The organism is Paraburkholderia sp. J11-2, assembly GCF_905220185.1.
Lineage (GTDB): Bacteria > Pseudomonadota > Gammaproteobacteria > Burkholderiales > Burkholderiaceae > Paraburkholderia.
In genome coordinates, this window is the sequence record NZ_CAJMYY010000017.1 from 58,841 (window position 1) to 83,926 (window position 25,086).

At 64.0% G+C, this 25,086-nt stretch carries 23 protein-coding genes; 9 read left to right on the top strand and 14 right to left on the bottom strand.

Features of this window, described 5'->3' with window-relative positions; translation table 11 throughout:
* Positions 1 to 6: 6 nt before the first annotated feature.
* Entirely contained in the window at positions 7 to 909 is a 903-nt protein-coding gene (locus tag U5A57_RS23565; RefSeq protein ID WP_321914044.1) for a LysR family transcriptional regulator, read from the bottom strand.
* A gap of 130 nt (positions 910 to 1,039) precedes the next feature.
* Between U5A57_RS23565 and U5A57_RS23570 the strand changes: the two genes are divergently transcribed.
* Positions 1,040 to 2,053 carry an NAD-dependent epimerase/dehydratase family protein gene (locus U5A57_RS23570; RefSeq protein ID WP_321914045.1) on the top strand — a complete coding sequence of 338 codons (1,014 nt, stop codon included), beginning with the start codon at positions 1,040 to 1,042 and terminating at the stop codon, positions 2,051 to 2,053.
* A gap of 62 nt (positions 2,054 to 2,115) precedes the next feature.
* Here the strand turns inward: U5A57_RS23570 and U5A57_RS23575 are convergent, their stop codons facing one another.
* Positions 2,116 to 2,847 carry a peptidoglycan DD-metalloendopeptidase family protein gene (locus U5A57_RS23575; RefSeq protein ID WP_321914046.1) on the bottom strand — a complete coding sequence of 244 codons (732 nt, stop codon included), beginning with the start codon at positions 2,845 to 2,847 and terminating at the stop codon, positions 2,116 to 2,118.
* A gap of 280 nt (positions 2,848 to 3,127) precedes the next feature.
* Entirely contained in the window at positions 3,128 to 4,870 is a 1,743-nt protein-coding gene (locus U5A57_RS23580) for an IlvD/Edd family dehydratase (RefSeq protein WP_321914047.1), read from the bottom strand.
* Positions 4,871 to 5,138: 268 nt separating this feature from the next.
* Between U5A57_RS23580 and U5A57_RS23585 the strand changes: the two genes are divergently transcribed.
* From U5A57_RS23585 to U5A57_RS23620, 8 genes are all read left to right on the top strand, one after another.
* Complete coding sequence (locus tag U5A57_RS23585; protein ID WP_415765808.1) at positions 5,139 to 6,107, top strand: ABC transporter substrate-binding protein; 969 nt, start codon at positions 5,139 to 5,141, stop codon at positions 6,105 to 6,107.
* A gap of 92 nt (positions 6,108 to 6,199) precedes the next feature.
* On the top strand, positions 6,200 to 7,717 hold the full coding sequence (locus tag U5A57_RS23590) for a sugar ABC transporter ATP-binding protein (RefSeq protein WP_321914048.1): 1,518 nt from the start codon (positions 6,200 to 6,202) through the stop codon (positions 7,715 to 7,717).
* Entirely contained in the window at positions 7,714 to 8,751 is a 1,038-nt protein-coding gene (locus U5A57_RS23595; RefSeq protein ID WP_321914049.1) for an ABC transporter permease, read from the top strand. Before U5A57_RS23590 ends, U5A57_RS23595 begins: the two co-directional genes overlap by 4 nt.
* 33 nt (positions 8,752 to 8,784) lie before the next feature.
* Positions 8,785 to 9,930: a galactofuranose ABC transporter, permease protein YjfF gene (gene yjfF, locus U5A57_RS23600; RefSeq protein ID WP_321914050.1), complete on the top strand. Its 1,146-nt coding sequence runs from the start codon at positions 8,785 to 8,787 to the stop codon at positions 9,928 to 9,930.
* Positions 9,931 to 10,186: 256 nt separating this feature from the next.
* The gene (locus tag U5A57_RS23605) at positions 10,187 to 11,290 is read left to right on the top strand and encodes a sugar ABC transporter substrate-binding protein (RefSeq protein ID WP_158763405.1); all 1,104 of its coding nucleotides are present in this window, start codon (positions 10,187 to 10,189) and stop codon (positions 11,288 to 11,290) included.
* A gap of 27 nt (positions 11,291 to 11,317) precedes the next feature.
* Positions 11,318 to 12,328 carry an ABC transporter permease gene (locus tag U5A57_RS23610; RefSeq protein ID WP_321914051.1) on the top strand — a complete coding sequence of 337 codons (1,011 nt, stop codon included), beginning with the start codon at positions 11,318 to 11,320 and terminating at the stop codon, positions 12,326 to 12,328.
* Entirely contained in the window at positions 12,328 to 13,146 is an 819-nt protein-coding gene (locus tag U5A57_RS23615) for an ATP-binding cassette domain-containing protein (RefSeq protein WP_415765805.1), read from the top strand. Before U5A57_RS23610 ends, U5A57_RS23615 begins: the two co-directional genes overlap by 1 nt.
* A 54-nt stretch (positions 13,147 to 13,200) precedes the next feature.
* Positions 13,201 to 13,926 (top strand): FadR/GntR family transcriptional regulator, encoded by a 726-nt coding sequence (locus U5A57_RS23620; protein WP_321914052.1) that lies wholly within the window; start codon positions 13,201 to 13,203, stop codon positions 13,924 to 13,926.
* 8 nt (positions 13,927 to 13,934) lie between these two features.
* Here the strand turns inward: U5A57_RS23620 and U5A57_RS23625 are convergent, their stop codons facing one another.
* The 11 genes from U5A57_RS23625 to U5A57_RS23675 all read right to left on the bottom strand — a co-directional run bounded on the left by U5A57_RS23625 (position 13,935) and on the right by U5A57_RS23675 (position 25,060).
* Positions 13,935 to 14,834, bottom strand: coding sequence for a hypothetical protein (locus U5A57_RS23625; protein ID WP_321914053.1), 900 nt, complete (start codon positions 14,832 to 14,834; stop codon positions 13,935 to 13,937).
* A 28-nt stretch (positions 14,835 to 14,862) separates the two neighbouring features.
* The gene (locus U5A57_RS23630; protein ID WP_321914054.1) at positions 14,863 to 16,443 is read right to left on the bottom strand and encodes a hypothetical protein; all 1,581 of its coding nucleotides are present in this window, start codon (positions 16,441 to 16,443) and stop codon (positions 14,863 to 14,865) included.
* 71 nt (positions 16,444 to 16,514) lie between these two features.
* Positions 16,515 to 17,084 (bottom strand): DUF1906 domain-containing protein, encoded by a 570-nt coding sequence (locus U5A57_RS23635; RefSeq protein ID WP_321914055.1) that lies wholly within the window; start codon positions 17,082 to 17,084, stop codon positions 16,515 to 16,517.
* Positions 17,085 to 17,541: 457 nt separating this feature from the next.
* Positions 17,542 to 17,670: a hypothetical protein gene (locus U5A57_RS23640; RefSeq protein ID WP_321914057.1), complete on the bottom strand. Its 129-nt coding sequence runs from the start codon at positions 17,668 to 17,670 to the stop codon at positions 17,542 to 17,544.
* Positions 17,671 to 17,727: 57 nt separating this feature from the next.
* On the bottom strand, positions 17,728 to 17,922 hold the full coding sequence (locus U5A57_RS23645; protein ID WP_321914058.1) for a hypothetical protein: 195 nt from the start codon (positions 17,920 to 17,922) through the stop codon (positions 17,728 to 17,730).
* 51 nt (positions 17,923 to 17,973) lie between these two features.
* Positions 17,974 to 18,984, bottom strand: a complete 1,011-nt coding sequence (gene araH, locus U5A57_RS23650; RefSeq protein WP_321914059.1) for an L-arabinose ABC transporter permease AraH — start codon at positions 18,982 to 18,984, stop codon at positions 17,974 to 17,976.
* A gap of 90 nt (positions 18,985 to 19,074) precedes the next feature.
* Positions 19,075 to 20,643, bottom strand: coding sequence for an L-arabinose ABC transporter ATP-binding protein AraG (gene araG / locus U5A57_RS23655; RefSeq protein WP_321914060.1), 1,569 nt, complete (start codon positions 20,641 to 20,643; stop codon positions 19,075 to 19,077).
* Positions 20,644 to 20,687: 44 nt separating this feature from the next.
* Positions 20,688 to 21,692 carry an arabinose ABC transporter substrate-binding protein gene (locus U5A57_RS23660; RefSeq protein ID WP_321914061.1) on the bottom strand — a complete coding sequence of 335 codons (1,005 nt, stop codon included), beginning with the start codon at positions 21,690 to 21,692 and terminating at the stop codon, positions 20,688 to 20,690.
* Positions 21,693 to 21,748: 56 nt separating this feature from the next.
* Positions 21,749 to 22,678 carry a Gfo/Idh/MocA family oxidoreductase gene (locus U5A57_RS23665; RefSeq protein WP_321914062.1) on the bottom strand — a complete coding sequence of 310 codons (930 nt, stop codon included), beginning with the start codon at positions 22,676 to 22,678 and terminating at the stop codon, positions 21,749 to 21,751.
* 56 nt (positions 22,679 to 22,734) lie between these two features.
* Complete coding sequence (locus U5A57_RS23670) at positions 22,735 to 23,664, bottom strand: dihydrodipicolinate synthase family protein (RefSeq protein ID WP_321914063.1); 930 nt, start codon at positions 23,662 to 23,664, stop codon at positions 22,735 to 22,737.
* A gap of 40 nt (positions 23,665 to 23,704) precedes the next feature.
* Complete coding sequence (locus tag U5A57_RS23675) at positions 23,705 to 25,060, bottom strand: MFS transporter (RefSeq protein WP_321914064.1); 1,356 nt, start codon at positions 25,058 to 25,060, stop codon at positions 23,705 to 23,707.
* Positions 25,061 to 25,086 lie beyond the last annotated feature (26 nt).

Genomic DNA, 25,086 nt, shown 5'->3' on the forward strand with positions numbered 1-25,086 from the left:
CGGCCGCTACGCGCCTTGTCCCTGGATATACGCATTCAGCCCCGACGCAAGCGCTGCAAATGTCACGGCGCAGCGCGCGCTCGTGCGTAAGTCCTCATGCATGGCCACCCACGTATCGAGCGTCAGCGAGAACTCCTTGCGCAGAACACGGACCAGTTTCGGGTCTTTTGCTGCCAATGGCGACTGGCACCCGCCAATACCGAAACCCGCGCGTATCGCGGCCAGCTGGGCGAGATCGCTGTCGGCCCGAAATGCAAAGCTGTTGCGGTTGTAGGCCGCAAACCTGGCCTGGAGCGAGCGAATGAACGCGTTTTCCTGATCGAAGCCGATGATCGTATGGCGTGACAGGTCTTTCATCGACTTGGGCGCGCCATGAAGCGCCAGATAGCGTTCGTGGGCGTGCAAGCCGACTTCGATCGCGCCAACGCGTTTGGCGACCAGTGCCTCCTGCACGGGCCGGAACATGCGTATCGCGATGTCCGCTTCACGACGGAGCAAGTCGTCAGCCTTGTTCGACAGCACCAGTTCGATCGACAGCTCCGGATAGTCGTAGCGCAAGGCTGCGAGTATCGGCGGCAGGACCTCAACGCCGATGATTTCGCTCGCCGTCAGCCGCACCGTACCGCGCACGCCCGATCCATGACTGCTTGCCGCGCGGCGCAACGCGGCCGTGGTCATTGCGATGCCGACAGCGTACGGCCTCAGTTCATTGGCCGCCGCGGTTGGCGAAAATCCATCGGACGAACGGGTAAACAGCGTGAGTCCCAGCGCCGCTTCCAGACTGTCGACGTGCCGCCCGACAGTCGGCTGCGTGATGCCCAGCGCGCGGGCGGCGGCCGACAACGAGCCGCTCTCCAGGACCTGGAGAAAACTCCTGTACCACTCCCAGCTCGGTTCCTTGTCGGCCATGTCCGGTTCCCTATTCAGATCGCAGGCTATACGTAAATGTATAGCCTATCTCCTATTTTCGGCAATTTTCTATTGACGGCAAGCGGCGCAGAATGCCCTTCATGACAGCTCACCCGCAAGGAGAACCGGCATGAACGCCATCCCCATCCATCGACAGAACCGCGCGCTCGTGCTTGGCGCAAACGGCGGAATCGGCAGCGAGGTCGCGCGCCAGTTGCTCGACGCCGGCTGGCAAGTCCGCGCGCTGCGGCGCGGCGGCGCGCCGGCCACGGGTGCCGTTGCGGCAAGCGCGATCGAATGGCTAGACGGCGACGTGCTCTCGCGCGAAGCAGTGGTACGCGCGGCGCAGGGTTGTTCGGTGATCGTGCACGCCGTGAACCCGCCGGGCTACCGGCGCTGGGCGCAGGTCGTGCTGCCGATGATCGACAACACGCTCGCCGCCGCGGCCGCCGCGGGCGCGACCGTCGTGCTGCCAGGCACGGTCTACAACTTCGGGCCCGACACCTTCCCGTTGCTGCGCGAGGACTCGCCGCAGCAGCCGCTCACGCGCAAGGGCGCGATTCGTGTGGAACTGGAGCGGCGCATGCGGGCCGCGAGCGAGCATGGCGTGCGCTCGATCGTCGTGCGTGCGGGGGACTTTTTCGGGCCGCGCGTGGGCAATAGCTGGTTTGCGCAAGGGCTCGTGAAGCGTGGCGCGCCGGTGCAGGTCGTGCGCCAGCCTGGTACGCGCGGCGTGGGCCACGCGTGGTCGTATGTGCCCGACGTCGCGCGCACGATGCTCGAACTGATCGGGAAGCGCGACATGCTGCCCGCGTTCGCGACGTTCCATATGGCCGGCCATTGGGACGCCGACGGCTCGCAGATCGTCGAAGCGATTTGCCGCGTCGCCCGCAATCACGGGCTGAAGCCGCAAAGCAAGCCCTTCGCCTGGGCCTTCGTGCGCGCCATCTCGCCCTTCGTGACGACGCTGCGCGAACTGATGGAGATGCGCTATTTGTGGCGCGAGCCATTGCAGCTCGACAACGCCCGGCTCGTGAGGGAACTCGGGCGCGAGCCTCATACGCCGCTCGACGAAGCCGTCGAGGCCACGCTTCTGGGCCTGGACTGCCTCGGCGTCGATGAGCGTACGCCAAAAGCGGCCTGACGGTTGCGTTTTTACGCGCCAGCCGATTTGTTACGGATTCCAAATCATATCGAAAGGCACCGTCAAGGCGTGACCGGCCCCGACCCCGGCGGCAAATACGCGAGTGGGTCCACGGGGCGGCCATCCTCACGCATTTCGAACTGCAACACCGCCTGGCCGTCGCGGCCCGTCCCCATCTCGGCGATGGTCGTGCCGCGCGGCACGCTCGCGCCTTCGGCCACCATGAGCCGGCGGTTGTTGCCATACGCGGTGACGAAGTGGTCGTCGTGCTTTACGATGACCATGAGGCCGTATTGCTTGATTTTGTCGCCGGCGTAGACGATCCGGCCGCCATCCACTACCTTGACCGGCGTGCCGGGGCGCGCGGCGATCTCGATGCCGCGCGAACCTTGCGCACCGAACTCGCGCACCACGGTGCCTGCAACGGGCCAGACGAAGCGATTCGCGGCGCCCTCAGGCTGCGCGGCCGCGAACGGCGGCGCGGGCGAAACGCTCGCAACGCCCGACGGCGGCCCCACGCGCAGCATCTGCCCTGCACGCACGGTGGAAGCCGCCTCCATAGCGTTCCATTGCGCGATCTCGCCAGGCCGCCGCCCGAACGAAGCCGCGATCGAGTCGAGCGAATCGCCGGGCTGCACGCAGTAGTAACCGGCGGCGGCGCTCACACATGCCCCGGCTTCGTAACTGGGCATGCTGAACGGCCGCTGGGCGACACAGCCCGAAAGCAGCCCCAGCGCGACGAGTGCGCCCGCCGCGCTCGTGCGCCATCGCCATGAGCGAAGACGGGTTGGCATGCATCGTTGTTTCATGGCGAATCTCCGCGAATGGCTGAATAGGTCACAGGCGCCAGCCCGCCGGCTGGCCTCCGCTTAACGCGACCCATGTTTTCGCGTTGACCGCCGCATATGACGCATGACAAGCCTTTGCGTGCACACGATCAAACGTTGCGCAAGACCTTAAACAATCAGGAAAACGAAGGTAGGGAAACGCCGACAAAGACTCGTCGAAGTTTTAATTTTCAATGCAAGGACGGGAACCTACGTCTGCCGCAACGCAGGTTCCGCGCGAGAGAGGTTAATGCGAATGGCTCGGCACGTCCGAGCCGCGGCAGCCCACCAGGAAGTCGAAATCGCAGCCCTCGTCGGCCTGCAGCACGTGCTCGACGTAGAGCTTGCGATAACCGCTGCGATCGGCGGGAATGGGCTGCTGATTCGCGGCCCATTCGGCGAGCCGCGCAGCGATCGCCTCGTCGCCGATATCCATGCGCAGCACGCCCTTCTCGCAGTCCAGCTCGATCCAGTCGCCGTCGCGCACGATCGCGAGCGGTCCGCCTGCACGCGCTTCAGGGGCGACGTGCAGCACCACCGTGCCATACGCCGTGCCGCTCATGCGCGCGTCCGACACGCGCACCATGTCGGTCACGCCTTGCGCGAGCAGCTTCGGCGGCAAGCCCATGTTGCCCACCTCGGCCATGCCCGGATAACCCTTGGGCCCGCAGTTCTTCATGACGAGCACGGAATCGGCCGTGACGTCGAGTTCGGGGTCGGCGATGCGCGCCTTGTAGTCGTCGAAGTTCTCGAATACCACCGCGGGCCCGCGATGCTTCAACAGTTTTTTCGTGGCCGCCGAAGGTTTCAGCACCGCGCCGTTCGGCGCGAGGTTGCCGCGCAGCACGCACAACGCGCCGTCCTGCACGAGCGGATTGTCGAGCGGGCGAATGACTTCGGCGTTATGAATGGGCGCTTCGCGCACGTTTTCCCAGAGCGTTTTGCCGTTGGCGGTAAGCGCGTCGGGATGCGGCAACAGGTTCGCTTCGCCGAGGCGCCGCAACACGGCAGGCAAGCCGCCCGCGTAATAGAACTCCTCCATCAGGAAGCGGCCCGAGGGCTGCAGATCGACGATGGTCGGCGTGCCGCGGCCAATGCGCGTCCAGTCGTCGAGTTCGAGCGGCACGCCGATGCGGCCCGCAATCGCCTTCAGGTGGATCGCCGCATTCGTCGAGCCGCCGATGGCCGCGTTCGTGCGAATCGCGTTCTCGAACGCTTCGCGCGTGAGCAGCTTCGACAGACGCAGGTCCTCAAGCGCCATCTCCACAATGCGCATGCCCGACATATGCGCGAGCACGTAGCGGCGCGCGTCCACAGCCGGAATCGCGGCGTTGTGCGGCAGCGTAACGCCGAGCGCTTCGGCCATGCACGCCATGGTCGAAGCCGTGCCCATGGTGTTGCACGTGCCCGCCGAACGCGACATGCCCGACTCCGCCGACATGAACTCGTGGATCGAAATCTTGCCCGCCTTCACCTGCTCGCTCAGTTGCCACACCACGGTGCCCGAGCCGATATCGCGCCCTTCGTGCTTGCCGTTGAGCATCGGGCCGCCCGTCACGGCAATCGCCGGCACGTCGCAGCTCGCCGCGCCCATCAGCAACGCCGGCGTGGTCTTGTCGCAACCTACGAGCAGCACGACCGCATCGACGGGATTGCCTCGTATGGATTCCTCAACATCCATCGATGCGAGGTTGCGCGTGAACATGGCCGTGGGCCGCAGGTTCGACTCGCCGTTCGAAAACACAGGAAACTCGACAGGAAATCCGCCGGCTTCGTAGATGCCTCGCTTGACATGCTCGGCGAGCTTGCGAAAGTGCGCATTACAGGGCGTGAGTTCCGACCACGTATTGCAAATGCCGATAATCGGCTTGCCGGCAAATTCGTGATCCGGAATTCCCTGATTCTTCATCCAGCTCCGGTACATGAAGCCGTTTTTGTCCGTGGTGCCGAACCACGCGGCCGAGCGAAGCTTGGGCTTACGGGTGTTCATGGCTTTGCCCACTTAGTGAGAAAGTCCAATAAATAGCATGACTATATGAGTCAGGCTTATCGGGAAAACGCTAATCGAAACCGTTCCTGACGTTGCATATAGTTTGTCTATTGTGGTCAGCAGGGGCGGCCAACGGTATATCGAAAGGATATAACCGGAGGCCAGGGATGGCGCGATACTTCTCGTGATACTGTCCGGCCGTGATGGACGCGGGTGTAGCGCCATGAATTAAAGAAATACAACGCACAGAGCTACATCGGAGACACGCATGAAACTGGCAACACGCATGGTAGGCGGGCTGGTCGCTGCGGCGGCCGCTTTCTCGTTGGCGGCGGGTGTTGCACACGCCGAAGACAAGCAGATCACGCTAGGTTTTGCGCAGGTCGGCGCGGAAAGCGCCTGGCGCACGGCAAACACGGTGTCGGTCAAACAGGCCGCCAAAGACGCCGGCATCAACCTCAAGTTCTCGGACGCCCAGCAAAAGCAGGAAAACCAGATCAAGGCGATTCGCTCGTATATCGCCCAGAAGGTGGACGTGATCGCGTTCTCGCCCGTGGTCGAATCGGGCTGGGAGCCGGTGCTGCAGGAAGCCAAGCGCGCCAAGATTCCCGTGATTCTCACGGACCGCAACATCGACGTGAAAGACCAGTCGCTCTACGTGACGATGATCGGCTCGGACTTCATGGAAGAAGGCCGCCGCGCGGGCAAGTGGCTTGAAGAGCACTACAAGGACAACCCCGGCCCGATCAATATCGTCGAGCTGCAGGGCACGGTGGGTTCCGCACCGGCCAACGACCGTCACTCGGGCCTCATGGAAGTGATCAAGAACGATCCGAAGTTCAAGATCATCGCGTCGCAAAGCGGCGACTTCACGCTGGCTGGCGGCAAGCAGGTCATGGAAGCGTTCGCGAAGACCTATGGAAACAAGATCAACGTGGTCTACGCACATAACGACGACATGGCGCTCGGCGCGATCCAGGCCATGGAAGAAGCCGGCATGAAGCCGGGCAAGGACATCAGCGTCGTGTCGTTCGACGCCACCAAGGGCGGCTTCGAGGCGATGATCGCCGGCAAGATGAATGTTGACGTCGAGTGCAGCCCGTTGCTCGGGCCGCAACTCATGAGCGCCGTGAAAGACGTGGTGGCGGGCAAGCAGTTGCCCAAGCGCATCGTGACGAACGAAACGGTGTTCCCGATGGACGTGGCGGCGCAGGTGCTGCCGACGCGCAAGTACTAAACTCGGTGCAAGCGGCGCGGCGTGCTTCGTAGCCCTTAGTATTTAAGGGATTCACGAGGCGCCGCGCGCTCTGGCCTCTTTCTCGGTTGCCCATGAGCGTTTCCCCGATACTCGAAACCGTCGGTCTTACCCGAACCTTCCCCGGCGTGCGCGCGCTCGACCGGGTCGATTTTCGTCTGTACCCCGGCGAAATCCATACGCTGATGGGGCAGAACGGCGCCGGCAAGTCCACGCTCATCAACGTGCTGACCGGCGTGCACCAGCCCGAAGCTGGCGAGATACGCCTCGCGGGCCAGGCGGTGCACTTCCCGACGCCGCAGATGGCGGAGGCCGCCGGCATCCAGACGCTCTACCAGGAAGTCAATCTCTGCCCCAACCTCTCGGTTGCGGAGAACATTTTCGCGGGCCGCCAGCCGCGCAAGCGCGGCCTGATCGACTGGAAAACGATTCATCGCCGCGCGGAAGAAGCGCTTGCGGAGCTGAATCTCTCGCTCGACGTCACGCAGTCGCTCGACACCTACCCGATCGCCATGCAGCAGATGGTGGCGATTGCGCGCGCCGTGTCCGTCGATGCGCGCATTCTGATTCTCGACGAACCGACTTCGAGCCTCGACGAAGGCGAAGTCGCGCGCCTGTTCGACGTGTTGCGCAAGCTGAAAGCGTCGGGCATTGCAATTCTGTTCGTCACGCACTTTCTGGAGCAAACCTACGCCATTTCCGATCGCATCACGGTGATGCGCAACGGCGAGCGCGAAGGCGACTATCTCGCGGCCGATCTGCCGGTGCAAACGCTCGTCGCGAAGATGGTGGGCCTGCAGAACGCAGGCGAGCGGCTCACGCACGCCGAAGCCGCGCACAGCGAAAGCGCTGCAACGAATGCCGAACCGTATCTCGCGGCGCAAGGCGTGGCGCGCCGCGGCGTGCTCAATCCGCTCGATCTCGAAGTGCAGCCGGGCCAGATTCTGGGCCTGGCAGGCCTGCTCGGCTCGGGGCGCACCGAAACCGCGCGCCTGCTTTTCGGCGCGGATAAAGCCGACGCTGGCACGGTGCACATCAACGGCAAGCCCGTGAAGCTTTCCTCGCCGCGCGACGCCGTGCGTCACGGCATGGCCTATTGTCCTGAAGACCGCAAGAAGGAAGGCATCGTCGCCGATCTGTCGATTCGCGAGAACATCGTGCTCGCGCTGCAGGCGCAACTGGGCTGGTGGCGCATGATCCGGCGCTCGCGCCAGCGCGAACTGGCCAACGAATATATCGAACAACTCGGCATCAAGGCGCGCGATGCCGAGCAGCCCATCGGTTTGCTTTCCGGCGGCAATCAGCAAAAGGTGCTGCTCGCGCGCTGGCTCGCAACCAAGCCGCGTTTGCTGATACTCGACGAACCCACACGCGGCATCGACGTCGCCGCCAAGTTCGAAATCATGGACCGCGTGCGCGCGCTTTGCGCGAAAGGCCTCGGCATCCTGTTCATTTCGTCGGAGATCAGCGAAGTCGTGCGCGTGAGCGACCGCATTGCCGTGCTGCGCGACCGGCGCAAGGTGGCCGAGCTTTCGGGCGCGGCGCGCTCGGAGCACGAAGTCTACGACCTCATTGCCGGAGACCGTCGATGACGCGCCCCGCCCTTCCCGCCTGGCTCTCGCTCGTCCTCCGGCATCCGCTGGTGTGGCCCGCGGTCACGCTCATCGCCCTTTTCGTCGTCGATGTCGCGCATCGCGGCAACTTCCTCTCGATCACGATGCTGGGCGGCCACCTGTTCGGCGCGCCGATCGACATTCTCATGCGCGCCGCGCCGCTCGTCGTGGTCTCGCTCGGCATGACGCTCGTGATCGCCACGCGCGGCATCGACATTTCCGTGGGCGCCGTCGTGGCGATTGCGGGTGCGGCGGCCGCCACCGTGCTCTCCGCCGATCCTTCGCGCGTGGGCATGGCGTTCGGCGCGGCGCTCGCCGTGGGTCTGCTTGCAGGCATCTGGAACGGGCTGCTCGTCGCGTTCGTCGGCATGCAGCCGATCATCGCCACGCTCATTCTCATGGTGGCGGGGCGCGGCGTGGCGCAGTTGCTCACGGGCGGCCAGATCATCCCGATCGGTGCGCCGGGCTATCTGTTCGCCGGTGGCGGCTATTTCGCGCTCATTCCGTGCGCCGTGTGGATCGCGCTCGCCGTGACCGTGCTCACCGCGCTCATTGTCAACCGCACGGCGCTCGGGCTCTTCATCCGCTCGATCGGCGTGAATCCGGTGGCTGCGCGTCTAGCGGGGCTGTCGTCGCAAGCCGTGGTGTTCGGCGCTTACGCGTTTTGCGGCGTGACCGCAGCGATTGCCGGCATTCTCATCAGTTCGAACGTGCGCAGCGCAGACGGCAACAACGCGGGCCTGCTGCTCGAACTCGACGCCATTCTCGCGGTGACGCTCGGCGGCACGTCGCTGCTGGGCGGGCGCTTCAGTCTTGCGGGCACGGTGCTCGGCGCGCTCATCATCCAGACGCTCACCTACACCACCTATTCGATCGGCGTGCCGCCCGAGGCCACGCTCGTCGTGAAGGCCGTGGTCGTGCTGCTCGTGTGCCTGATCCAGTCGCCCGCCGCGCGCACCTTCGCGTTCCAACAACTCAAGCGTATTGCTCTCGCACGCCGCGCGCGCGCCTGAGCACGAAGCGCACCCATACGGGGGAAGCCGAGCATGAACCGCCCTGCCCTGTCATTCTCGAACACGCTCGCAGCGTGCCGGCGCGGCGCGACCCGCTTCGTCGATCCGCGCGTGCTGCCCATCGTTGTGACCGTCGTGCTCTTTGCCGTGCTGTTCGGCTTCGGCTCGGTCATGTACACCGGGTTCTTCTCGCTGCAGGTGGCGTTCGGCCTGCTGGTCGATAACGCGTTCCTGCTGATCGTCGCCATCGGCATGACGTTCGTGATCATCTCCGGCGGCATCGATCTTTCGGTGGGCGCGGTGGTCGCGCTCACCACGATTCTCTGCGCCGTGGGCACCGAAAAGCTGCACTGGCCCGTGCTCGTGGTCGTGCCGCTTGTGCTGCTCTGCGGCGCGCTCTACGGCGCGGCAATGGGCGCGCTGATCCACTTCTTCCGGCTGCAGCCTTTCATCATCACGCTTGCGGGCATGTTCCTCGCGCGCGGCACGTGCTTTCTCATCACCACCGAATCCATCCAGATCAACGACCCCGGCTTTCACGCGCTCTCAGAATTCAACATACCCGTAGGCAGCGGCTCGCTCACCACGGGGTCGCTCACGGCCATCGCCATGCTCGTTGCGGGCATCGTCATCGCGCACTTCACGCGCTTTGGGCGCAACGTCTACGCGATCGGCGGCAACGAGCGCTCCGCGCTGCTCATGGGCCTGCCGGTCGCGCGCACCAAGATCGGCGTGTATGCGCTCTCGGGGTTTTGCTCGGCGCTCGGAGGCGTGGTGTTTACGCTCTATGTGCTCTCGGGTTACGGGCTGCAGGCGCAAGGCATGGAACTCGACGCCATTGCGGCAACGGTGATTGGCGGCACGCTGCTCACGGGCGGCGTGGGCTATGTGATCGGCTCGGTGTTCGGCGTGGGCATCCTCGGCACGATCCAGACGCTCATTACCTTCGACGGCACGCTCAGTTCGTGGTGGACGCGCATTGTGATCGGCGCGCTGCTCTGCGCGTTCTGCCTCATGCAGCGCGCGACAGAGCGCCATGCCGCGCGCCGCAAGTCCACCGGCACGGGACGCGGCGCGCCGCGCACTGCCGGTCCGCGCACGCAAACCGCCACGCCGATGGACCAGGCCAAGCTCGCCAGCCCGCCGCCACACATGCAGGAAGCGAAGGGCGGCGCGTAAGGCGCTTGTCATCGTCGCTGCGGCCTTATGGATTAGTTACGGGTATACATGGATTAGGAGGCCTCATCACGCTGCACTAAGATTTTTGCGGTACCGTCGGCGCCTGGCGAACCCGCGTTCGCTACGGATGTCTCGCGCGTGATGACTCGATTCAATGAGCGCCATGCGCACGCGAACCCCGGTACTGGCCAGTATCTGCACGCTTTTCGACGAAAAGTCGACTACATCGACCACGAAGACAAGACCGGAGGAAGACATGGCGCAGGATCGGGATGACGCAAAAGACGGCAAGAGCTTGATCGACACGGGCCGGCGCGGCCTGATGCAGGGTGCGGGACTGGGCGCGGCGCTTTCGCTGCTCGGCGCCGTGGGCGGCGGCGGATTGATTTCCACGGCGCAGGCGGCCGAATCGGGGTTCCCTTCGCACAAGAAGTGGAAGATCGTGTTCGTCAATCACGTCACCACGAATCCGTTCTTCGTGCCGACGCAATACGGCATTCAGGACGCCTGCTCGCTGCTCAACATGGATTATCAGTGGACAGGCTCCGCCACGTCCGACGCAGGCGAAATGGTGCGCGCCGTGAATTCGGCCATTGCGGCCAAAGCCGACGCGATCGCGGTGCCGATCGTCGACCCCACCGCCTTCGACAAGCCCATTCAGGCGGCGCTCGACGCGGGCATCCCGGTCTTCGCCTATAACGCCGATGCGCCGCGCGGCAAGAAGAATCCGCGCCTCGCCTATATCGGCCAGGACCTGTATCTCTCGGGCTACCAGATGGGCGAGCGCATCGTGAGCCTCATCGACAGCGGCATGGTTGCGCTCTTCATCGCCACGCCCGGCCAGCTCAACATCCAGCCGCGCCTGGACGGTGCGAGCGACGCCATCAAGAAGTCCGGCAAGAAGATCGACATCCAGACCGTGGCCACTGGCGCGACCGTCAACGAAGAGCTTTCGAAGATCAAGTCGTTCTATCTCGGCCACCAGGACGTGAAGGGCATGTTCGCCGTGGACGCGGGCAGCACCCAGGGCGTGGCACAGGTGATGAAGGAATCGAACCTGCCCGCGAAGGGCGTGCATGGCGGCGGCTTCGACCTGCTGCCCACGACGGTCCAGCTCATTCACGAAGGCTTCCTCGACTTCACGATCGACCAGCAACCGTACGTGCAGGGCTTCTATACGGTCATGCAGGCGTTCGTGACGCTCGCATCGGGCGGCCTGGTCGGCCCGGCCGATACGAACACGGGCCTGAAGTTCGTGACGAAGGACACCGTCGAGCCGTACCTGAATACCTCGACGCGTTACGAAGGCAAGACCACCAAGCCGCAAATCGTGCCGATGAGCGGCGGGATCAAGTCGTAACGACCCACGGGCAATGAACGACGCGTAATGAACTCTGTGAACGAAACCGGCAAGGCAGAAGTCTCCGCGCGGGCCGCCCGCCCGCGCGGGCAATGGCTCTCCGCGTGGGCGCCCGAGCTGCGCATTTTGCTCGTGGCGATGATCCTCGCGGCGTACTTCGAATTTTCCAACCGCGATTTTCTGCTCACCAACGCGAGTCTCGTCAACCTCTCGCAGTTCATCGCGCCGGTGGCGATCATCGCGTTCGGAGAAATCATGCTGATGATCGGCGGCGACATCGATCTCTCGGCAGGCATGGTGTTCGCATTCGCGCCGTTCATGATGGTGTTCGCCAACGACGCCGGCGCGCCCATGTGGCTCGCCGTGATCGCGGGGCTCGTGGCCGCGGCGATCATCGGCTTCGTCAATGGCGCCGTGACCGTGTGGCTGCGGCTGCCCTCGTTCGTCACCACGCTCGGCACGCTCTTTCTCATCAACGGCATCACGCTCACGGTTTCGCGCGGCACGCCGGTGCAGACGCCGGGCTCGCCCGAGTTTGCGGCCTTCATGGGTGCGTGGGGCTATAGCGAGATCCTCTGGACGGTGGCGATCGCGTTCGCCATGCACGTGCTGTTGCGCCACACGCGCTGGGGCCTGCATACGCAGGCGGCGGGCGCGAATCCGCTAGGCGCGAGCGAAGCCGGTATTCATGTGAACCGTCTGCGCCTTGGCAACTTCATCATTGCCGCCGTGCTCGCTGGCTTCACCGGCATTCTGGAAGGCTTTCGCATCACCTCGATCGATCCGCAGGCCGGCGGCAACCAGATCATGTTCCTCGCCGTGGCCTCGGCCGTGATCGGCGGCACGCCGCTCACGGGCGGCTCGGGCACGATCGTGGGCGGCCTGATCGGCGCGGCGGTGCTCGGCATTCTCAACGACGGCTTCACCCTCATCGGCATCAACGCATTCACGTTCAACATCATTCTTGGCGCCGCCATTCTCGCGGCCATGATCTTCAACATCCACGTTGGGCGCCTGCGCCGCAAAGGGAGCCGATGATGGACGAATCGCAAGCCTCCCCGGCCGGTATGAGCGGGGCAAGCGCCACAGCCGACGCCCCGCTCGCCGTGCGTGGCGACAACATCGTGAAGCGCTTCGGCGCGGTCACGGCGCTCGACGGCGTCTCGCTCACGCTCGGCCGCGGCGAAATCCTCGGCATTCTCGGCGACAACGGCGCGGGCAAGTCCACGCTCGTGAAAATCCTCACGGGTTTTCACCAGCAGACAAGCGGCACGCTGCAGATCGACGGCGCCGAAACGCTGCTGCGCTCGGTGGATCATGCGCGCTCGCTCGGCATCGAATGCGTTTATCAGGACCTCGCGCTCGCCAATTCGCTGAGCATTTATCACAACATGTTCCTGAACCGCGAGATCGTGCGGCGCGGCCCCTTCAGACTGCTCGACCACAAGCAGATGCGTGCGCGTGCGGCGCAACTGCTCGACGACATCGGCGTGCACGTGCCTTCTGTGGATCTGCCTGTGGAGCGGCTTTCGGGCGGCCAGCGCCAGGCCATCGCGGTGGCGCGCGCCGTCCATTCGAACGCCAAAATCCTCCTGCTCGATGAGCCGCTCGCCGCGATGGGCGCACGGGAAGCGGGTCTGATCATCGATCTGATCATGCGTTTGAAGGAAAAAGGCGGCCTATCGATTATCATGATCATGCACAACTATGCGCAGACGCTCGATATAGCGGATCGCATCATGTTGATGCAGCGAGGCCGCGTGACATACGAACAGCACAGCGCCAATACATCGGTGGCTGAACTGATGGACATCGTGCGGCGGGAATATCGGGCCATGCGCGCCACCAGCGCGTAAAGGGCTCTACAAACAGGGGGACGCTCCGATCGGGTAGCCCCCGGCCGGACAATCATGGATTACCGCAATCTAGAGAAACGCAAGAGCATGCACGCGCGCATCGTGCAGGAGCTCGGCATGCAGATCGTGGGCGGCACGCTCGCCCCCGGGCAGCGCCTGCCCGCAGAACCCACGCTGTGTGAAACCTATGGCGTGAGCCGCCCTGTGCTGCGCGAGGCCACGCGCGTGCTGGTCGCCAAAGGGCTCGTGGTATCGAAGCCGCGCGTGGGCAGTGTGGTGCGGCCGCGCGAAGAATGGCACATGCTCGACCCCGACGTGCTGTACTGGACCGTCAACAGCATTCCCGAAGGCGAGTTCTTCCGCTCGCTCATGACCGTGCGGCAGATCATCGAGCCCGCCGCCGCGGCGCTTGCCGCGATTTCCGCCACCGACGAAGACCGCGCGCGCATCTCCGCTGCGTACGCGCGCATGGAAAAGGCGCAAACCGCCGCCGACCTGCTCGAGCCCGACCTGGAATTCCACCGCGCGATCATGGCCGCCACGCATAACAACATGCTGGCGTATATCGGCAACATGCTCTCACTCGCGCTTTCCGAGTCGATCAAACTCACGAGCCGCCATCCCAACACGCATGCGCTTTCGTTGCCGCGCCACAAGGCAATTCTCACGGCCATCGAGCATGGCGACGCGCTCGCGGCACGGCAAGCGAGCGTCGTGCAGCTCGACAACGCACGCGCCGATGCCAAATCGATTCTGGGCGGAGCGGGACTGGAGACCTGATTCGAGGGCTACGCGAGGTTGATCTGCTTTTCGAACGCCATGCCGAGCTTCGCGTAGCCTTGCGGCGACGGGTGGATTTCGTTTTCCCAGTCGCCCGTCGGCCCGCGCGAACTTGCCGGCGCGGGGTTCAGCGTACCGATCAGATAGGCCGGGCGGAAGTTCGCGTTCGCCACGCCTCTCGCGGCGAGCAAACCGTTCAGTGACGCCAGGAACTGCGCCCATTGCTGAATCAGATACGTGGTGAGCGGCAGCCAGTCCACGGCCGGAATCTGATAGGCGGTGTACGCGCGTGCGAGCCAGGGGCCGACACCGGGCCCGGCTTGCGCGTCGCGCGGCTGTGGGCAATCGTAGGTGTGCACGAAAATCGGCACGCCTGCGGACTGACTTTTCGGGTCGTCGCGCTTGGCCACGATCTGCGCAAAGTAGCCCACCAGCAGGTTGAAAAACGCGCTCAGCCCGGCGCTTCTCACGTAACGCTTCACATCCGTGCCCGCGGGCACGAGATTGGGCGCCTGAAGCACGCGTACTGCCGCTCTCGCGGGATCGGTTTCGGTCGGCAACGTCAGAATTGCGTCGAACAGATCGTTGCCGCCCGCCGAGAGCAGAATGGCATCCCATTTGTACGAGAGCGTTCCGCCCGCCAGGTAGGTGACGAACTTGACCTCTCGGGTCCAATCCACCATTTGCGCGAGCGTTTTTCCCGGCGAAGCGAGCGAAAGCGCCGCCGCGCTGTTCGGCAAGCGCAGGCTGAAAAGGATGTTCGAAGTGGCCCAGGGCGGCAATTGTCCAATGGAGAACCAGGAGTCGCCTTGCGCGAGGAAGCGCCACGTCGATTCGGTCAGGACGTCGCCGCGCGAATTGTTCAGGTCGCCTGGCTGCAGGACGGCCAACGGGTAGTCGAAAGACATGGTCGTCTCCTTCGAATTTCACCGTGCGTTAGAGGGCGGGGTCGAGCGGCGTGATTTTCGCCAGCATGAGCGTGTACTCCTCGGCCGCGATCTGGCGGAATTTCATCTTCACAATGGCCTCGCGCTGCGCAGGGACGTCATTGGGAAAGAGGCGCGCGGCGGCGTTCGTGATGACGAGGTCCTTCTCGTCGGGCTGAGGCACGGCGCCAGGCGGCAAGGGGATGGCGGGCGCCCCCTTGCCGTCCATTGCCTGCACGAGCAGATAAATCGGTACGACATCGCCCAAACCGATTGGCAGCAGTTTCGCGGCGTCATCCCCTAAATGACGGCGCACGATCGCTTGCGAACCCAGGCGCAATGTGAAGCGAAACGGGAACCCGGTGCGAATGGAGAGTGTGACGGGATCCGCCGACGCCACCTGCTCGATCGATTCGATGCCTTCGACCTGCAGCGCTTGCGAAACGGACTTCGTCACGCCGCTCAGATTCAACAATTGATCGGGTTGATCCTTTTCCGCCTCAAAGGTCGTCACATTCTTTGCCGCTACGCGCCGCACCTGCTTCACAATCTCGCCTAGCGGCAAGGTGGCGATGACGAATGTCAGCAGCGTCGCCCCCGTGCCTGCGCCGTCAATCGCGCCCGCTATCAATGCGAACGGAATGGCGAGCAGAAGCCGCAGCGAATACCAATAGATGTCCGAAACGTTGAGCGCGCGGCGCCTCACCGCAAGAACGGAATCACTCGCGACAAAGAAGAAAGCGCCGCCGAACGCGGCCAGAATGCCCGGCACGGTCAATCCAAACAGGCAGGTGGCTGCGCTCGCGCTGCCGCACGGCGCGCACATATAAACCCAACCCACAATCGCGGACGCTGCATAGACCATTACGACGAGAATGCAATACGGCGGCACGAAAGGCCCGAGACCGTATTGCTGGTGGTAGATGTGCGAAAACAACTGGTCGCATAGCTGGAGGTTGCTATCGGCCTGGACGCGCCAATCCTTGCTGTCGCCTTGTGACGGCGCGGCGTTTGTGGTTGCCGAGGTCGAAGCTATCGTGCCCGGAAATGCACCATTGATCGCATCGATCAGCCACTTTGACCAGAAGCGCTGGAGATACGCAGAAAGCGCTGCGCACTTGAGGCTATTCTCAAACTCACGATAGCGCACATACCAGCCGAGCGTGAGAAAAGCGACGAACGGCGCCGACGCGAGCGCCGTGGTCAGGGCCGCAAGCAGAAAGGTCGGCAGCGGCCATACCTTGATCCTGAACCGGTGCGAACGTCCTTCCAGTTTCGGCGCACCTGCGGGCGGTGTCTGGGACGCGACCTTCGCGGGTTGCAGCGCAGGCGCGTTCGCGGCTTTCTGCCCTGCATTTTCCGCTTTCGATTTCGCTGCATCGCCGGCAACAGCACCCGTACTTGCAGACGTAGACGACGTGGGCGCGCTCGGCAAGTTCACGGCGAACAACGCAATGGCATCGCCCGCAAGGTTCACGAAGATCACAACGAGCACCAGCAGCCACAGCCGCCCCCTCGCTAACCAGTGCGTTTCCGCGAACAGGCGCTGCGCCCACTCCCGGTTCGCCTCCTCTTTCGTTTTCGCGATCATGAGATTCTCTCCCATTACGCAGTCATACTAAATATCCACTTCAACAATTCATGCAACGCGAACGTTGTCGCTCAGCGGCACCACCATGTCGCCTGACCACCCAGGCTGTCTGCAAGCGCCAGATTTCTGTCGATGTTCAGCCCGCACAGCATGTCTGGCGCTGCGGTAATGCGCTGTGTCATCTGATAGCCGCGCTCGGGGAGCGTGGGTACCGTGCTGCCAGACTTCCAGTAATGCTGCGTCTGCAAATTCCAGAACAACTGATCGCCCGTCAAGCCGCAGTTGGCTCCCACGTAAATGCCGGGTTGATAACCGGCGCTCTTGACCGCTGCGAACCACGCGTTGCAATAGGCGATGACGTCGCCGGAACCCACGGCCTTGTTCACGCCTTCGAGATCGAGCCATACCGTCACATCCGGCGGCACGCCAACCGCTTGGGCATTGTCGGCCGCATTCGCTCCGTAGGTCGCGCCTAGCGTTGCGGAAGGCGACCAGCCCTCGGCGCTCACGTGCTGCACCACGCCGAGCGCAAGACCGGCGCCGAGCACCGCATTGGCCTCGCTGGAACTCAGGTCGACAGCCCCCTGCGTCTCCGAGCGCGAAAGATAGCGGATGCAGGCGCCGAAACCGGCTGCCTTCATACCTGAAGCCGCACTGGAAGACACAGGCGTCACACAATCGAAGGCATGCGTTCCGACCGGCAGGGATTGAGAAAAATCGCCATTCGCTACCATTTCGGCATCCTCTATAAAATGACGGCGCGACTTCATTGCCTGAATGGTCTGCCTGACGACAGAATCTGTGCACGAAGCGACTAGCCGAGCGGCGCGGAGCGCGGAATCCCAGTTGCGTAACGCGGGACTGTTGGGGGATCTTGCAAGAAAAAACTACACCGCGAACGCGCGCCGAGAATGTACGCCAGCGAACAAAGGCGGCGCGCGCAGTTTGCGCTTTATGCGAATGGCATCAATGGCGGCGTTGCACCGCGATGCATGGATCTGAAGCGCTACGCGCGCATCGTTCGTGCCGCTTCGGCACACTGAAGCGATGCTTGCAAACTTCGGATGACAAACAAGCTCGCTTGCGCCGGAAGACCGTTCACGCGCTTTCGCACAGGTTCGCGTAGTGCCGTGCATTCTCGCCTTGTACGCCGATGCGCACGAGGCCTTCAAGAAACGCCCGGGCACTCCAGTGTCTTCGGTAGCGCAGGCGATCGATGGTCGCCATGCGCGCTTGCGTCGGCACGATAACGTCCGTGAACAGGATGGCGTCGCCGAAAGCGCATCAGGACAGCGATTTGTCGATCGCGCGTGCGGCGAGCGGCACGTTGATCGTATCGACCGCGCAAAGCGTCACGTCGTGCCACGCCAGCGGGTGGATGTAACTGCATCGGTCGGGGTCCCTGAAGCCGTGATTGACAGCGCTCCAGCATGCTAGCCACGCCGTTCGCTCCAGGAAACGCCCTGCCGACAGATCCATTTTTTTTGAAGCCTCACCCGCAACCGATGCGAATCAAAACCGCTGCCCGTCTCACACCGCGCGCTTGCTGCGGCGGAACTGGTCGAACAGCACCGCGAGCAGCAGAATGCCGCCGCGAATCAGATACTGATAGAACGTCGGCACGTTCATGAGGCTCATGGCATCCTGCACCGCGCCCATGATGAGCACGCCCACCAGCACGCCCGAAATCGTCGCCACGCCGCCCGTGAGCGACACGCCGCCCAGCACGCATGCCGAGATCACACCGAGTTCGAGGCCAACGGACGTCTTGGGGTCGCCAAGGCTCATGCGCGAAGCCAGCATCACGCCCGCAAAGCCCGTAATGAGCCCTTGCAGCACGAACACCGTGATCTTGATGCGCGTGACCGGCAGGCCGGCAAGGCGCGCCGCTTCGCTATTGCCGCCCACCGCGAGCACGTTCTTGCCGAACACGGTCTTCTTGAGCAGAAAGCCGAACACCACGAAGCCGATGATATTGCTCCAGATCGGAAACGAAATGCCGAGGAACGAGCCACCGCCCAGATCGAAGAAGCGCTCTTCCGAGATCATCACGGCGTCGCCATTCGAGGTGAGAAACGCGAGGCCGCGCACCGCTTCCATCATCGCCAGCGTGGCGATCAGCGAGTTGATCTTGAAGCGCGCGATCAGCACGCCGTTCACGAGCCCCACCGCGCCGCCCGCGAGCACGCCCGCCGTAATGCCGAGCAATACGCTATGCGATTGCGTGATGACCGTGGAGGCCACCACGCCCGAGAACGCCACAATCGAGGCGACCGAAAGATCGACCTCGCCGAGCGCGAGCACGAACATCATCGTGACCGCAATCGAGCCGATCAGCGTGACGGAGAGCAGCAGGCCTTGAATGTTGCGGGTCGTGAGGAAGTCGGGGACCGTTGCGGATAGCACCGCAAACAGCACCACGAACACCACCACGATGCCCGATTTGTTGATCATGTCCCATGCACGCGCGCGCTGGGGGGTAATGGGCGCGGCGGCTTCGTTGACGGTAGGCGTGCCCTGTGGCTGCATGGCTTCACTCATTTCTGGTTCATCGTTTCGGATCGGTTGCGCTGCTTCGCTTCATTTCGCTGCGCGCGCAACCGGCAAGGCAAAAAACAAAAAGCGTGCGCGCTAGCGCGGCAGCGCCATCTTGATCAGTTCGTCGGGTGAGGCTTCGGCTTTGGGCAGGCTGCCCGCTATCCGGCCCTCGCGCATCACGATGATGCGGTCCGACACGCCGATCACTTCGGCCAGATCGCTCGACACCATGATCACGGTCTTGCCCGCTTCCGCAAGCTCGTACAACAGGTTGTAAATCTCGGCGCGCGCGCCCACGTCGATACCGCGCGTGGGCTCGTCCATCAGGAACACCTCGATGCGTTCGGCGAGCCAGCGCGACAGAATTACCTTCTGCTGGTTGCCGCCCGAAAGCGTGCCGATGGCCGTATCGCCGTTGCGCGTCTTGATCGCGAGTTTCTTGATGTAGTCCTGCGCGAGATCGCGCTCGCGCCGGGCGTCGAGCAGGAAGCGCGCGGGGCTGAAGTGGCGGCGCGCGCTGATATTCAGGTTGTCGGCCACCGAGGCGATCGCGATGATGCCTTCCTGTTTGCGGTCCTCCGGGCATAGCGCGAGGCCCGCGCGCACGGCGTCGCGGGGGCTGGCGAAATTCACGCGCTTGCCGCCGAGTTCGACGTGACCCGCGCTCGCACGCGTCGCGCCATAAATCAGCTTCATGAGTTCCGAGCGCCCCGCGCCCACGAGCCCGAAGAAGCCGACGATCTCGCCGCGCCGCGCCGTGAACGACACCGGCTCGGCCAGTCCCGGCCCGAGCAGGCCTTTCGCTTCGATGAGCACTTCGCCTGCTTCGCGCGGACGATAGCCGTACACGTCCTCGATCGAGCGGCCCACCATCGCGGCAATCAGGCGATTGCGATCGAGATCCTGCACCGAATCGAACGTTTCGATGCGCTTGCCGTCACGGAACACCGTCACGCGGTCGCACAGCTCATAGACTTCGTCCATGCGGTGCGTGACGTAGATGATCGCGCGGCCGTCCGCGCGCAGTGCGTTGATGATGCGAAAGAGGTTCTCGGTCTCGCGCGCCGAGAGCGAGCTGGTCGGTTCGTCGAAGGCGATCACACGCGCGTCGCGCATGAGCGCCTTGCCGATTTCGATCATCTGCCGCTGGCCGATCGAGAGATTCTTCACCGGCGTGCGCGGATCGATGCGCTCGCCAAGGCGCTGGAGTTCATCCATCGCGCGCTTGACGAGCGTGCCTTCGTCGAGCACGCCGAAGCGGTTGGGCAATTGCCCGAGCATCAGGTTTTCCGCCACCGTCAGCTCGGGCACGAGATGCAGTTCCTGATAGATGATTGCGATACCCGCTTCGAGCGCCGCCTTCGTGGTCGTGAAGCGCTGCTCCACGCCACCTAGCTTCAGCGTGCCTTCCTGCGGCTGGTTCACGCCCGAGAGCACCTTGAGCAGCGTGGATTTGCCCGCGCCGTTCTCGCCCATCAAGCCATGCACTTCGCCGGCACGCACTTCCAGCGCCACGCGGTCGAGCGCACGCACGCCCGGAAAGCTCACGGTAATGCCGTCGAGCTCCAGATACGCGCGATTCCCCTGTTGAGCGCCCGCACTTGCGTCCCGCGCTGCGTTCGCCGCTGCCTGCGCGTTCGCATCCGTCATCGTTTCAGTCATTGCATCCCTGCCCTTTGCATCGCGTCGATCTTTCTACGCAGTCCTTAGATACCCAGCTCGCTGCGCACAGCCGTCCAGTTCTCGCGCGTCATCAGCTTGCCGGTGGTCTGCGTGTCGGCGGCGGGCTGCTTGCCGTCGCGAATCCAGTCGACGAGGTTCTCGGCGCTGTCCTTGCCATGGTTCGTCGAGCTTACGGCGATCGTGCCGTAGAAGCCCGTGGGCTGCTTCTTCTGGAACTCGGCGAACGCTTCGCCCGCGCCGTTGATGCCCACGCCAATCACGTCAGCCGACGGAATGTGCAGCTGCTCGGTCGCGCGCACGGCGCCCAGCACGCTTTCTTCGTTGAGCGCGAACACCACCCACTTCTTGATGTTCGGATGCTGGGCGAGCACCGGCGACGCCGCGTTGAAGCCGCCTTCGTCGTCGGTGGTCTTTTGCGGGGCGTCGAAGATGTTTTCCTTCTTGAAGCCGCCCGCCAGCAGCGATTGCGTCGCGCCGTCCGTGCGCAGCTTGGCCGTCGGCAGTTCATAGTCGGTAATACGCAGCGCGCCCACTTCTTCCGGCTTCCAGCCGCGGCGCTTCATTTCGTCGGTGATCGCCTGGCCCACCTGATTGCCGATCTTGAGCGCCGACATGCCAAGGTGCGGCACGTTGGCGAGCGGCTTGCCCGACGAGTCCACGAGCTGGTCGTCCACCGTCACGAACTTCATGTTGTAGCGCTTGGCGCGCGCCTGAATGGCCGGTCCGAGACGCACGTCGGGCGCGCAGATCACGAAGCCTTGTGCGCCTTGCGCGCCGAGGTTGTCGATGGCGGCGAGGACCTTCTCGCCGTCCGGCGTGCCGATGTTCACCACCGAGAAGTTCTCCTTCTGGCCGAGCGCCGTGGCAGCCTTCTGCTCGTTGATGAACCATGCCTGTTCCGGCATCTTCACGAGGAAGCCGATCTTCACGGGCGAGTCGGCGTGCGCCGCCACGTTCATGCCGAGCGGGGCGATGCACATCGCCGCGAATGCGGCACGAAGGGTCAAGCGGCGGATCTTGCTGGTCATGCTCCTGTCTCCTCAGGTGTGGTTTTGCTGCGTGTGTATCGTGATAAAAGAAGCGCTCAGTGGCCAAAGGCCTCAACTTCGACGTGCCTGCCAAGCAGGAACGCGTCCGCCACGAGGCGCAGCGGGCGTACGTCCACGTCGTCGGTGCCGTGGGCGATCAACCAGTGAAAACGCTCGTAGAGCGCCGAATATTCCCGCTCGGCTTCGAGCGTGACCGGCTCGCCCGCAATCGCGAGGCGCTTGCCGCCTTCCGCGATCGAGAGCAGGCCATCCGTTGTCTCCACATCGATTTCCCATTGCTCGACCGGGCCGTGGCGCCAGTCGAACTCGGCGCGCACGGGCACGCCGTCGGTGTCGATGCAGTCGAGTTCAGCGGCGATCGGCGTCGCGCAGTCGCTCGGCACATGCAGCGTTGCGCCCCGCAGCAGCACTTCGCGCGGCAGGATGCGCGTGACGATGGAAAGCGCGTTGATGCCCGGATCGAACACGCCCAGGCCGCCCGGTTCCCAGATCCACTGTTGACCCGGATGCCAGCGGCGCACGTCTTCTTTCCAGCGCACGTGCACGGCGCGGATCGTGCGCGCGGCGAGCCACGCGCGTGCGGGTTCCACGGCGCTCGCGCAACGCGAATGCCACGTGGTGAACAACGTGCGCCCGCGCTTCTGTGCGAGTTCGCGCAGCGCCTCGACTTCGCTCACGCTCGCGCCCGGCGGCTTTTCGAGCATCACATGCTTGCCTGCTTCGAGCGCGGCGCGCGCCTGCGCGTAACGCACTTGCGGCGGCGCGCACAGCGACACGGCGTCGAGGTCGGACTCGGCGGCCAGCAGCGCGCCAATGTCCTTGTAGTTGCGCACGTTCTCCACTTCTGCATTGCGGCTCGCGGCCGCAACGAGTTCAAACCCGGGATTGCCTGCGATAGCCGGCAGATGCTGGTCGCGCGCAATCTTGCCCACGCCGACGATGCCCAACGTATAGGACGCTTTCATGACGTATCTCCGCCCCTTCGTTTCAGGGAAATTTTTTATTCTGGATGACGAACGATTTATTTACCCCAGCGCAGCACGAGCGGATCGAGGCGGCGCGCAATCTCGATCAACTCGGCGCGCGTGGCGGGATTCATCGCGGGCAGCGGGTGGCGCGGCAGTTCGCACTCGATCACGCCGCCTTCCTTCATCAGCGACTTGCAGGCCAGCAGGCCCGCCTGGCGGTTCTCGTGATTGATGAGCGGCAGCCACTTCTGATAGAGCGCGAATGCGTCGTCGGTGCGGCCTTCGCGATGCGCTTCGATAATCGGGCGAATGCCATCCGGAAAGCCACCGCCCGTCATCGAGCCGGTCGCGCCAGCGTTGAGATCGGCGAGCAGCGTAATCGCTTCTTCGCCGTCCCATGGGCCTTCGGCCGCCTCGCCCGCCAGCTTGATCAGCTCGCGGAGCTTGTTCGCCGCGCCCGGCGTTTCAATCTTGAAGTACGAAACCTGCTCGATCTCGCGGGCCATGCGCGCGAGGAACGCGGCGGAGAGCACCGTGCCGCTCGCGGGCGCATCCTGAATCATGATCGGAATGTCGATCGCGTCGGACACGCGCGCGTAGAAGTCGTAGATCTGCTGTTCGGGCACGCGGAACGTCGCGCCGTGATACGGCGGCATGAGCATCACCATCGCCGCACCCTGCTCCTGCGCGCGCTTGCTGCGCGCAGCGGCGATCGAGGTGCCGTAGTGCGTGGTCGTCACGATCACGGGCACGCGGCCCGCCACGTGTTCGAGCACGGTGCGCGTGATGAGTTCGCGCTCGTCGTCGGAGAGCGAGAACTGCTCCGAGAAGTTCGCGAGAATGCACAGGCCGTCCGAGCCCGCGTCGATCATGAAATCGACGGCGCGCTTCTGGCTTGCCAGATCCAGTTCGCCGGTTTCGGTGAACGTGGTCGGCACGACGGGAAAAATGCCCCGGTAGCGGGGCGTACGGCTCGTAGTCATGTCTTCAGTCCTGCTTGAGAAAGGGTGTCAGGCCGCGCCTTCACGATTCGCTCGCCAGCTCTGCCGTGCCGCGCCCGGGCGTGCGCAGCACCGCGCGCACGGCGAACGTCACGAGCACCGCGAACACCAGCGTGGCCGCGAGAAAGTAAAGCCCGGCCGCCAGGCTGCCCGTTGCGTCCTTGATGAGCCCGATGCCATAGGGGCCGAGATAGCCGCCGAGATTCGCGAGCGAGTTGATCGTCGCGATCCCCACGGCCGCGCTCGCGCCGGTGAGGAACTCGCCGGGCAGCGCCCAAACCACGGCCTGAATCGAGTAGATCGAGAAAGCGGTCAGGCAGATGAACAGCAATTGCAGCGCCGGCGCGTGAAACCACGCGCTCGCGGCCATCGTCAGCGCCGCGACGCCCGAGACCACGGCAATGTGGCCATAGCGTTCGCGATGCTTGTCCGAATGGCGCGGCACGCTCAGCAAGCCCACCACCGCGAACAGATACGGTACCGCGGAGAGCAGACCGGCCGTGGAATCGCTCACGCCGAACGCCTTGATAATGGTAGGCAACCAGAGCGACAAACCATAGATGCACAGCGGAAACGGCAGGAACAGCAGCGCCAGCAGCAGCACGCGGCGGTCCTTGAGCGCGCTGAACGGGTTGCGGTGCGTGTCGAGCCTGTAGGCGCGGTGGTCGGCGGCGAGTTCGCGCTCGATCCAGCGGCGCTCGGTGTCGTCGAGCCAGCGCGCGTGCGCGGGCGACTCGGGCAGCAGGCGCAGCGTGGGAATGCACAGCAGCACGGCGGGCAGGCCGCTCACGACGAAGAGCGTCTGCCAGCTCGACATGCCGAAAAAGCCGTGCGTTTCGAGCAGCGCGCCCGCAATCGGCCCGGTGATGATGCCCGCAATGGGCTGCGCGAGCACCAGCAAGCCGATCACGCGCGCGCGGTGTCGCATGGGAAACCACTGCGTGAGGAAATACAGAATGCCCGGATAGAGCCCCGCCTCCGCTGCGCCCAGCAGGAAGCGCAACGTGTAGAAGCTCTTCGGGCCGCTCACGAGCGCCATGAGCATCGTGATCACGCCCCACGTGAACAGAATGCGCGCGAACCACACGCGTGCGCCGAAGCGCGCGAGCGCGAGATTGCTGGGCACTTCGCAAAGGAAATAGCCGATGAAGAAGAGACCGGCGCCGAGGCCATAGGCGGCGTCGGAAAGGCCCACAGCCGCGTTCATGTGCAGCTTCGCGAAGCCGACCACGGTGCGGTCGACGTACGCCACCACGTAGATCAGCGCGAGAAAAGGCAGAAGCCGGCGCGCGATATGGCCGACGATGAGCTTTTCCTCGCTGCTGGCGCTTGCCAGCGCAGCGGGCTGATCGTGTTGCAGCACCTGCGGATTTGTCATCGTGTCTCCTAACTCTGCATGTCTTC

What these genes read in the sequence shown, in the direction of transcription:
- U5A57_RS23585 (WP_415765808.1), top strand. Translation starts at nt 5,139, where the DNA reads ATGAAACTGGCAACACGCATGGTAGGCGGGCTGGTCGCTGCGGCGGCC.
- U5A57_RS23580 (WP_321914047.1), bottom strand. Translation starts at nt 4,870, where the DNA reads ATGAACACCCGTAAGCCCAAGCTTCGCTCGGCCGCGTGGTTCGGCACC.
- araG (WP_321914060.1), bottom strand. Translation starts at nt 20,643, where the DNA reads ATGACTGAAACGATGACGGATGCGAACGCGCAGGCAGCGGCGAACGCA.
- U5A57_RS23645 (WP_321914058.1), bottom strand. Translation starts at nt 17,922, where the DNA reads ATGGATCTGTCGGCAGGGCGTTTCCTGGAGCGAACGGCGTGGCTAGCA.
- U5A57_RS23635 (WP_321914055.1), bottom strand. Translation starts at nt 17,084, where the DNA reads ATGAAGGCAGCCGGTTTCGGCGCCTGCATCCGCTATCTTTCGCGCTCG.
- U5A57_RS23630 (WP_321914054.1), bottom strand. Translation starts at nt 16,443, where the DNA reads ATGATCGCGAAAACGAAAGAGGAGGCGAACCGGGAGTGGGCGCAGCGC.
- U5A57_RS23615 (WP_415765805.1), top strand. Translation starts at nt 12,328, where the DNA reads ATGGACGAATCGCAAGCCTCCCCGGCCGGTATGAGCGGGGCAAGCGCC.
- U5A57_RS23570 (WP_321914045.1), top strand. Translation starts at nt 1,040, where the DNA reads ATGAACGCCATCCCCATCCATCGACAGAACCGCGCGCTCGTGCTTGGC.
- U5A57_RS23575 (WP_321914046.1), bottom strand. Translation starts at nt 2,847, where the DNA reads ATGCCAACCCGTCTTCGCTCATGGCGATGGCGCACGAGCGCGGCGGGC.
- U5A57_RS23660 (WP_321914061.1), bottom strand. Translation starts at nt 21,692, where the DNA reads ATGACCAGCAAGATCCGCCGCTTGACCCTTCGTGCCGCATTCGCGGCG.
- U5A57_RS23595 (WP_321914049.1), top strand. Translation starts at nt 7,714, where the DNA reads ATGACGCGCCCCGCCCTTCCCGCCTGGCTCTCGCTCGTCCTCCGGCAT.
- U5A57_RS23620 (WP_321914052.1), top strand. Translation starts at nt 13,201, where the DNA reads ATGGATTACCGCAATCTAGAGAAACGCAAGAGCATGCACGCGCGCATC.
- U5A57_RS23640 (WP_321914057.1), bottom strand. Translation starts at nt 17,670, where the DNA reads ATGGCGACCATCGATCGCCTGCGCTACCGAAGACACTGGAGTGCCCGG.
- U5A57_RS23590 (WP_321914048.1), top strand. Translation starts at nt 6,200, where the DNA reads ATGAGCGTTTCCCCGATACTCGAAACCGTCGGTCTTACCCGAACCTTC.
- U5A57_RS23565 (WP_321914044.1), bottom strand. Translation starts at nt 909, where the DNA reads ATGGCCGACAAGGAACCGAGCTGGGAGTGGTACAGGAGTTTTCTCCAG.
- araH (WP_321914059.1), bottom strand. Translation starts at nt 18,984, where the DNA reads ATGAGTGAAGCCATGCAGCCACAGGGCACGCCTACCGTCAACGAAGCC.
- U5A57_RS23610 (WP_321914051.1), top strand. Translation starts at nt 11,318, where the DNA reads ATGAACTCTGTGAACGAAACCGGCAAGGCAGAAGTCTCCGCGCGGGCC.
- U5A57_RS23625 (WP_321914053.1), bottom strand. Translation starts at nt 14,834, where the DNA reads ATGTCTTTCGACTACCCGTTGGCCGTCCTGCAGCCAGGCGACCTGAAC.
- U5A57_RS23670 (WP_321914063.1), bottom strand. Translation starts at nt 23,664, where the DNA reads ATGACTACGAGCCGTACGCCCCGCTACCGGGGCATTTTTCCCGTCGTG.
- U5A57_RS23675 (WP_321914064.1), bottom strand. Translation starts at nt 25,060, where the DNA reads ATGACAAATCCGCAGGTGCTGCAACACGATCAGCCCGCTGCGCTGGCA.
- yjfF (WP_321914050.1), top strand. Translation starts at nt 8,785, where the DNA reads ATGAACCGCCCTGCCCTGTCATTCTCGAACACGCTCGCAGCGTGCCGG.
- U5A57_RS23665 (WP_321914062.1), bottom strand. Translation starts at nt 22,678, where the DNA reads ATGAAAGCGTCCTATACGTTGGGCATCGTCGGCGTGGGCAAGATTGCG.
- U5A57_RS23605 (WP_158763405.1), top strand. Translation starts at nt 10,187, where the DNA reads ATGGCGCAGGATCGGGATGACGCAAAAGACGGCAAGAGCTTGATCGAC.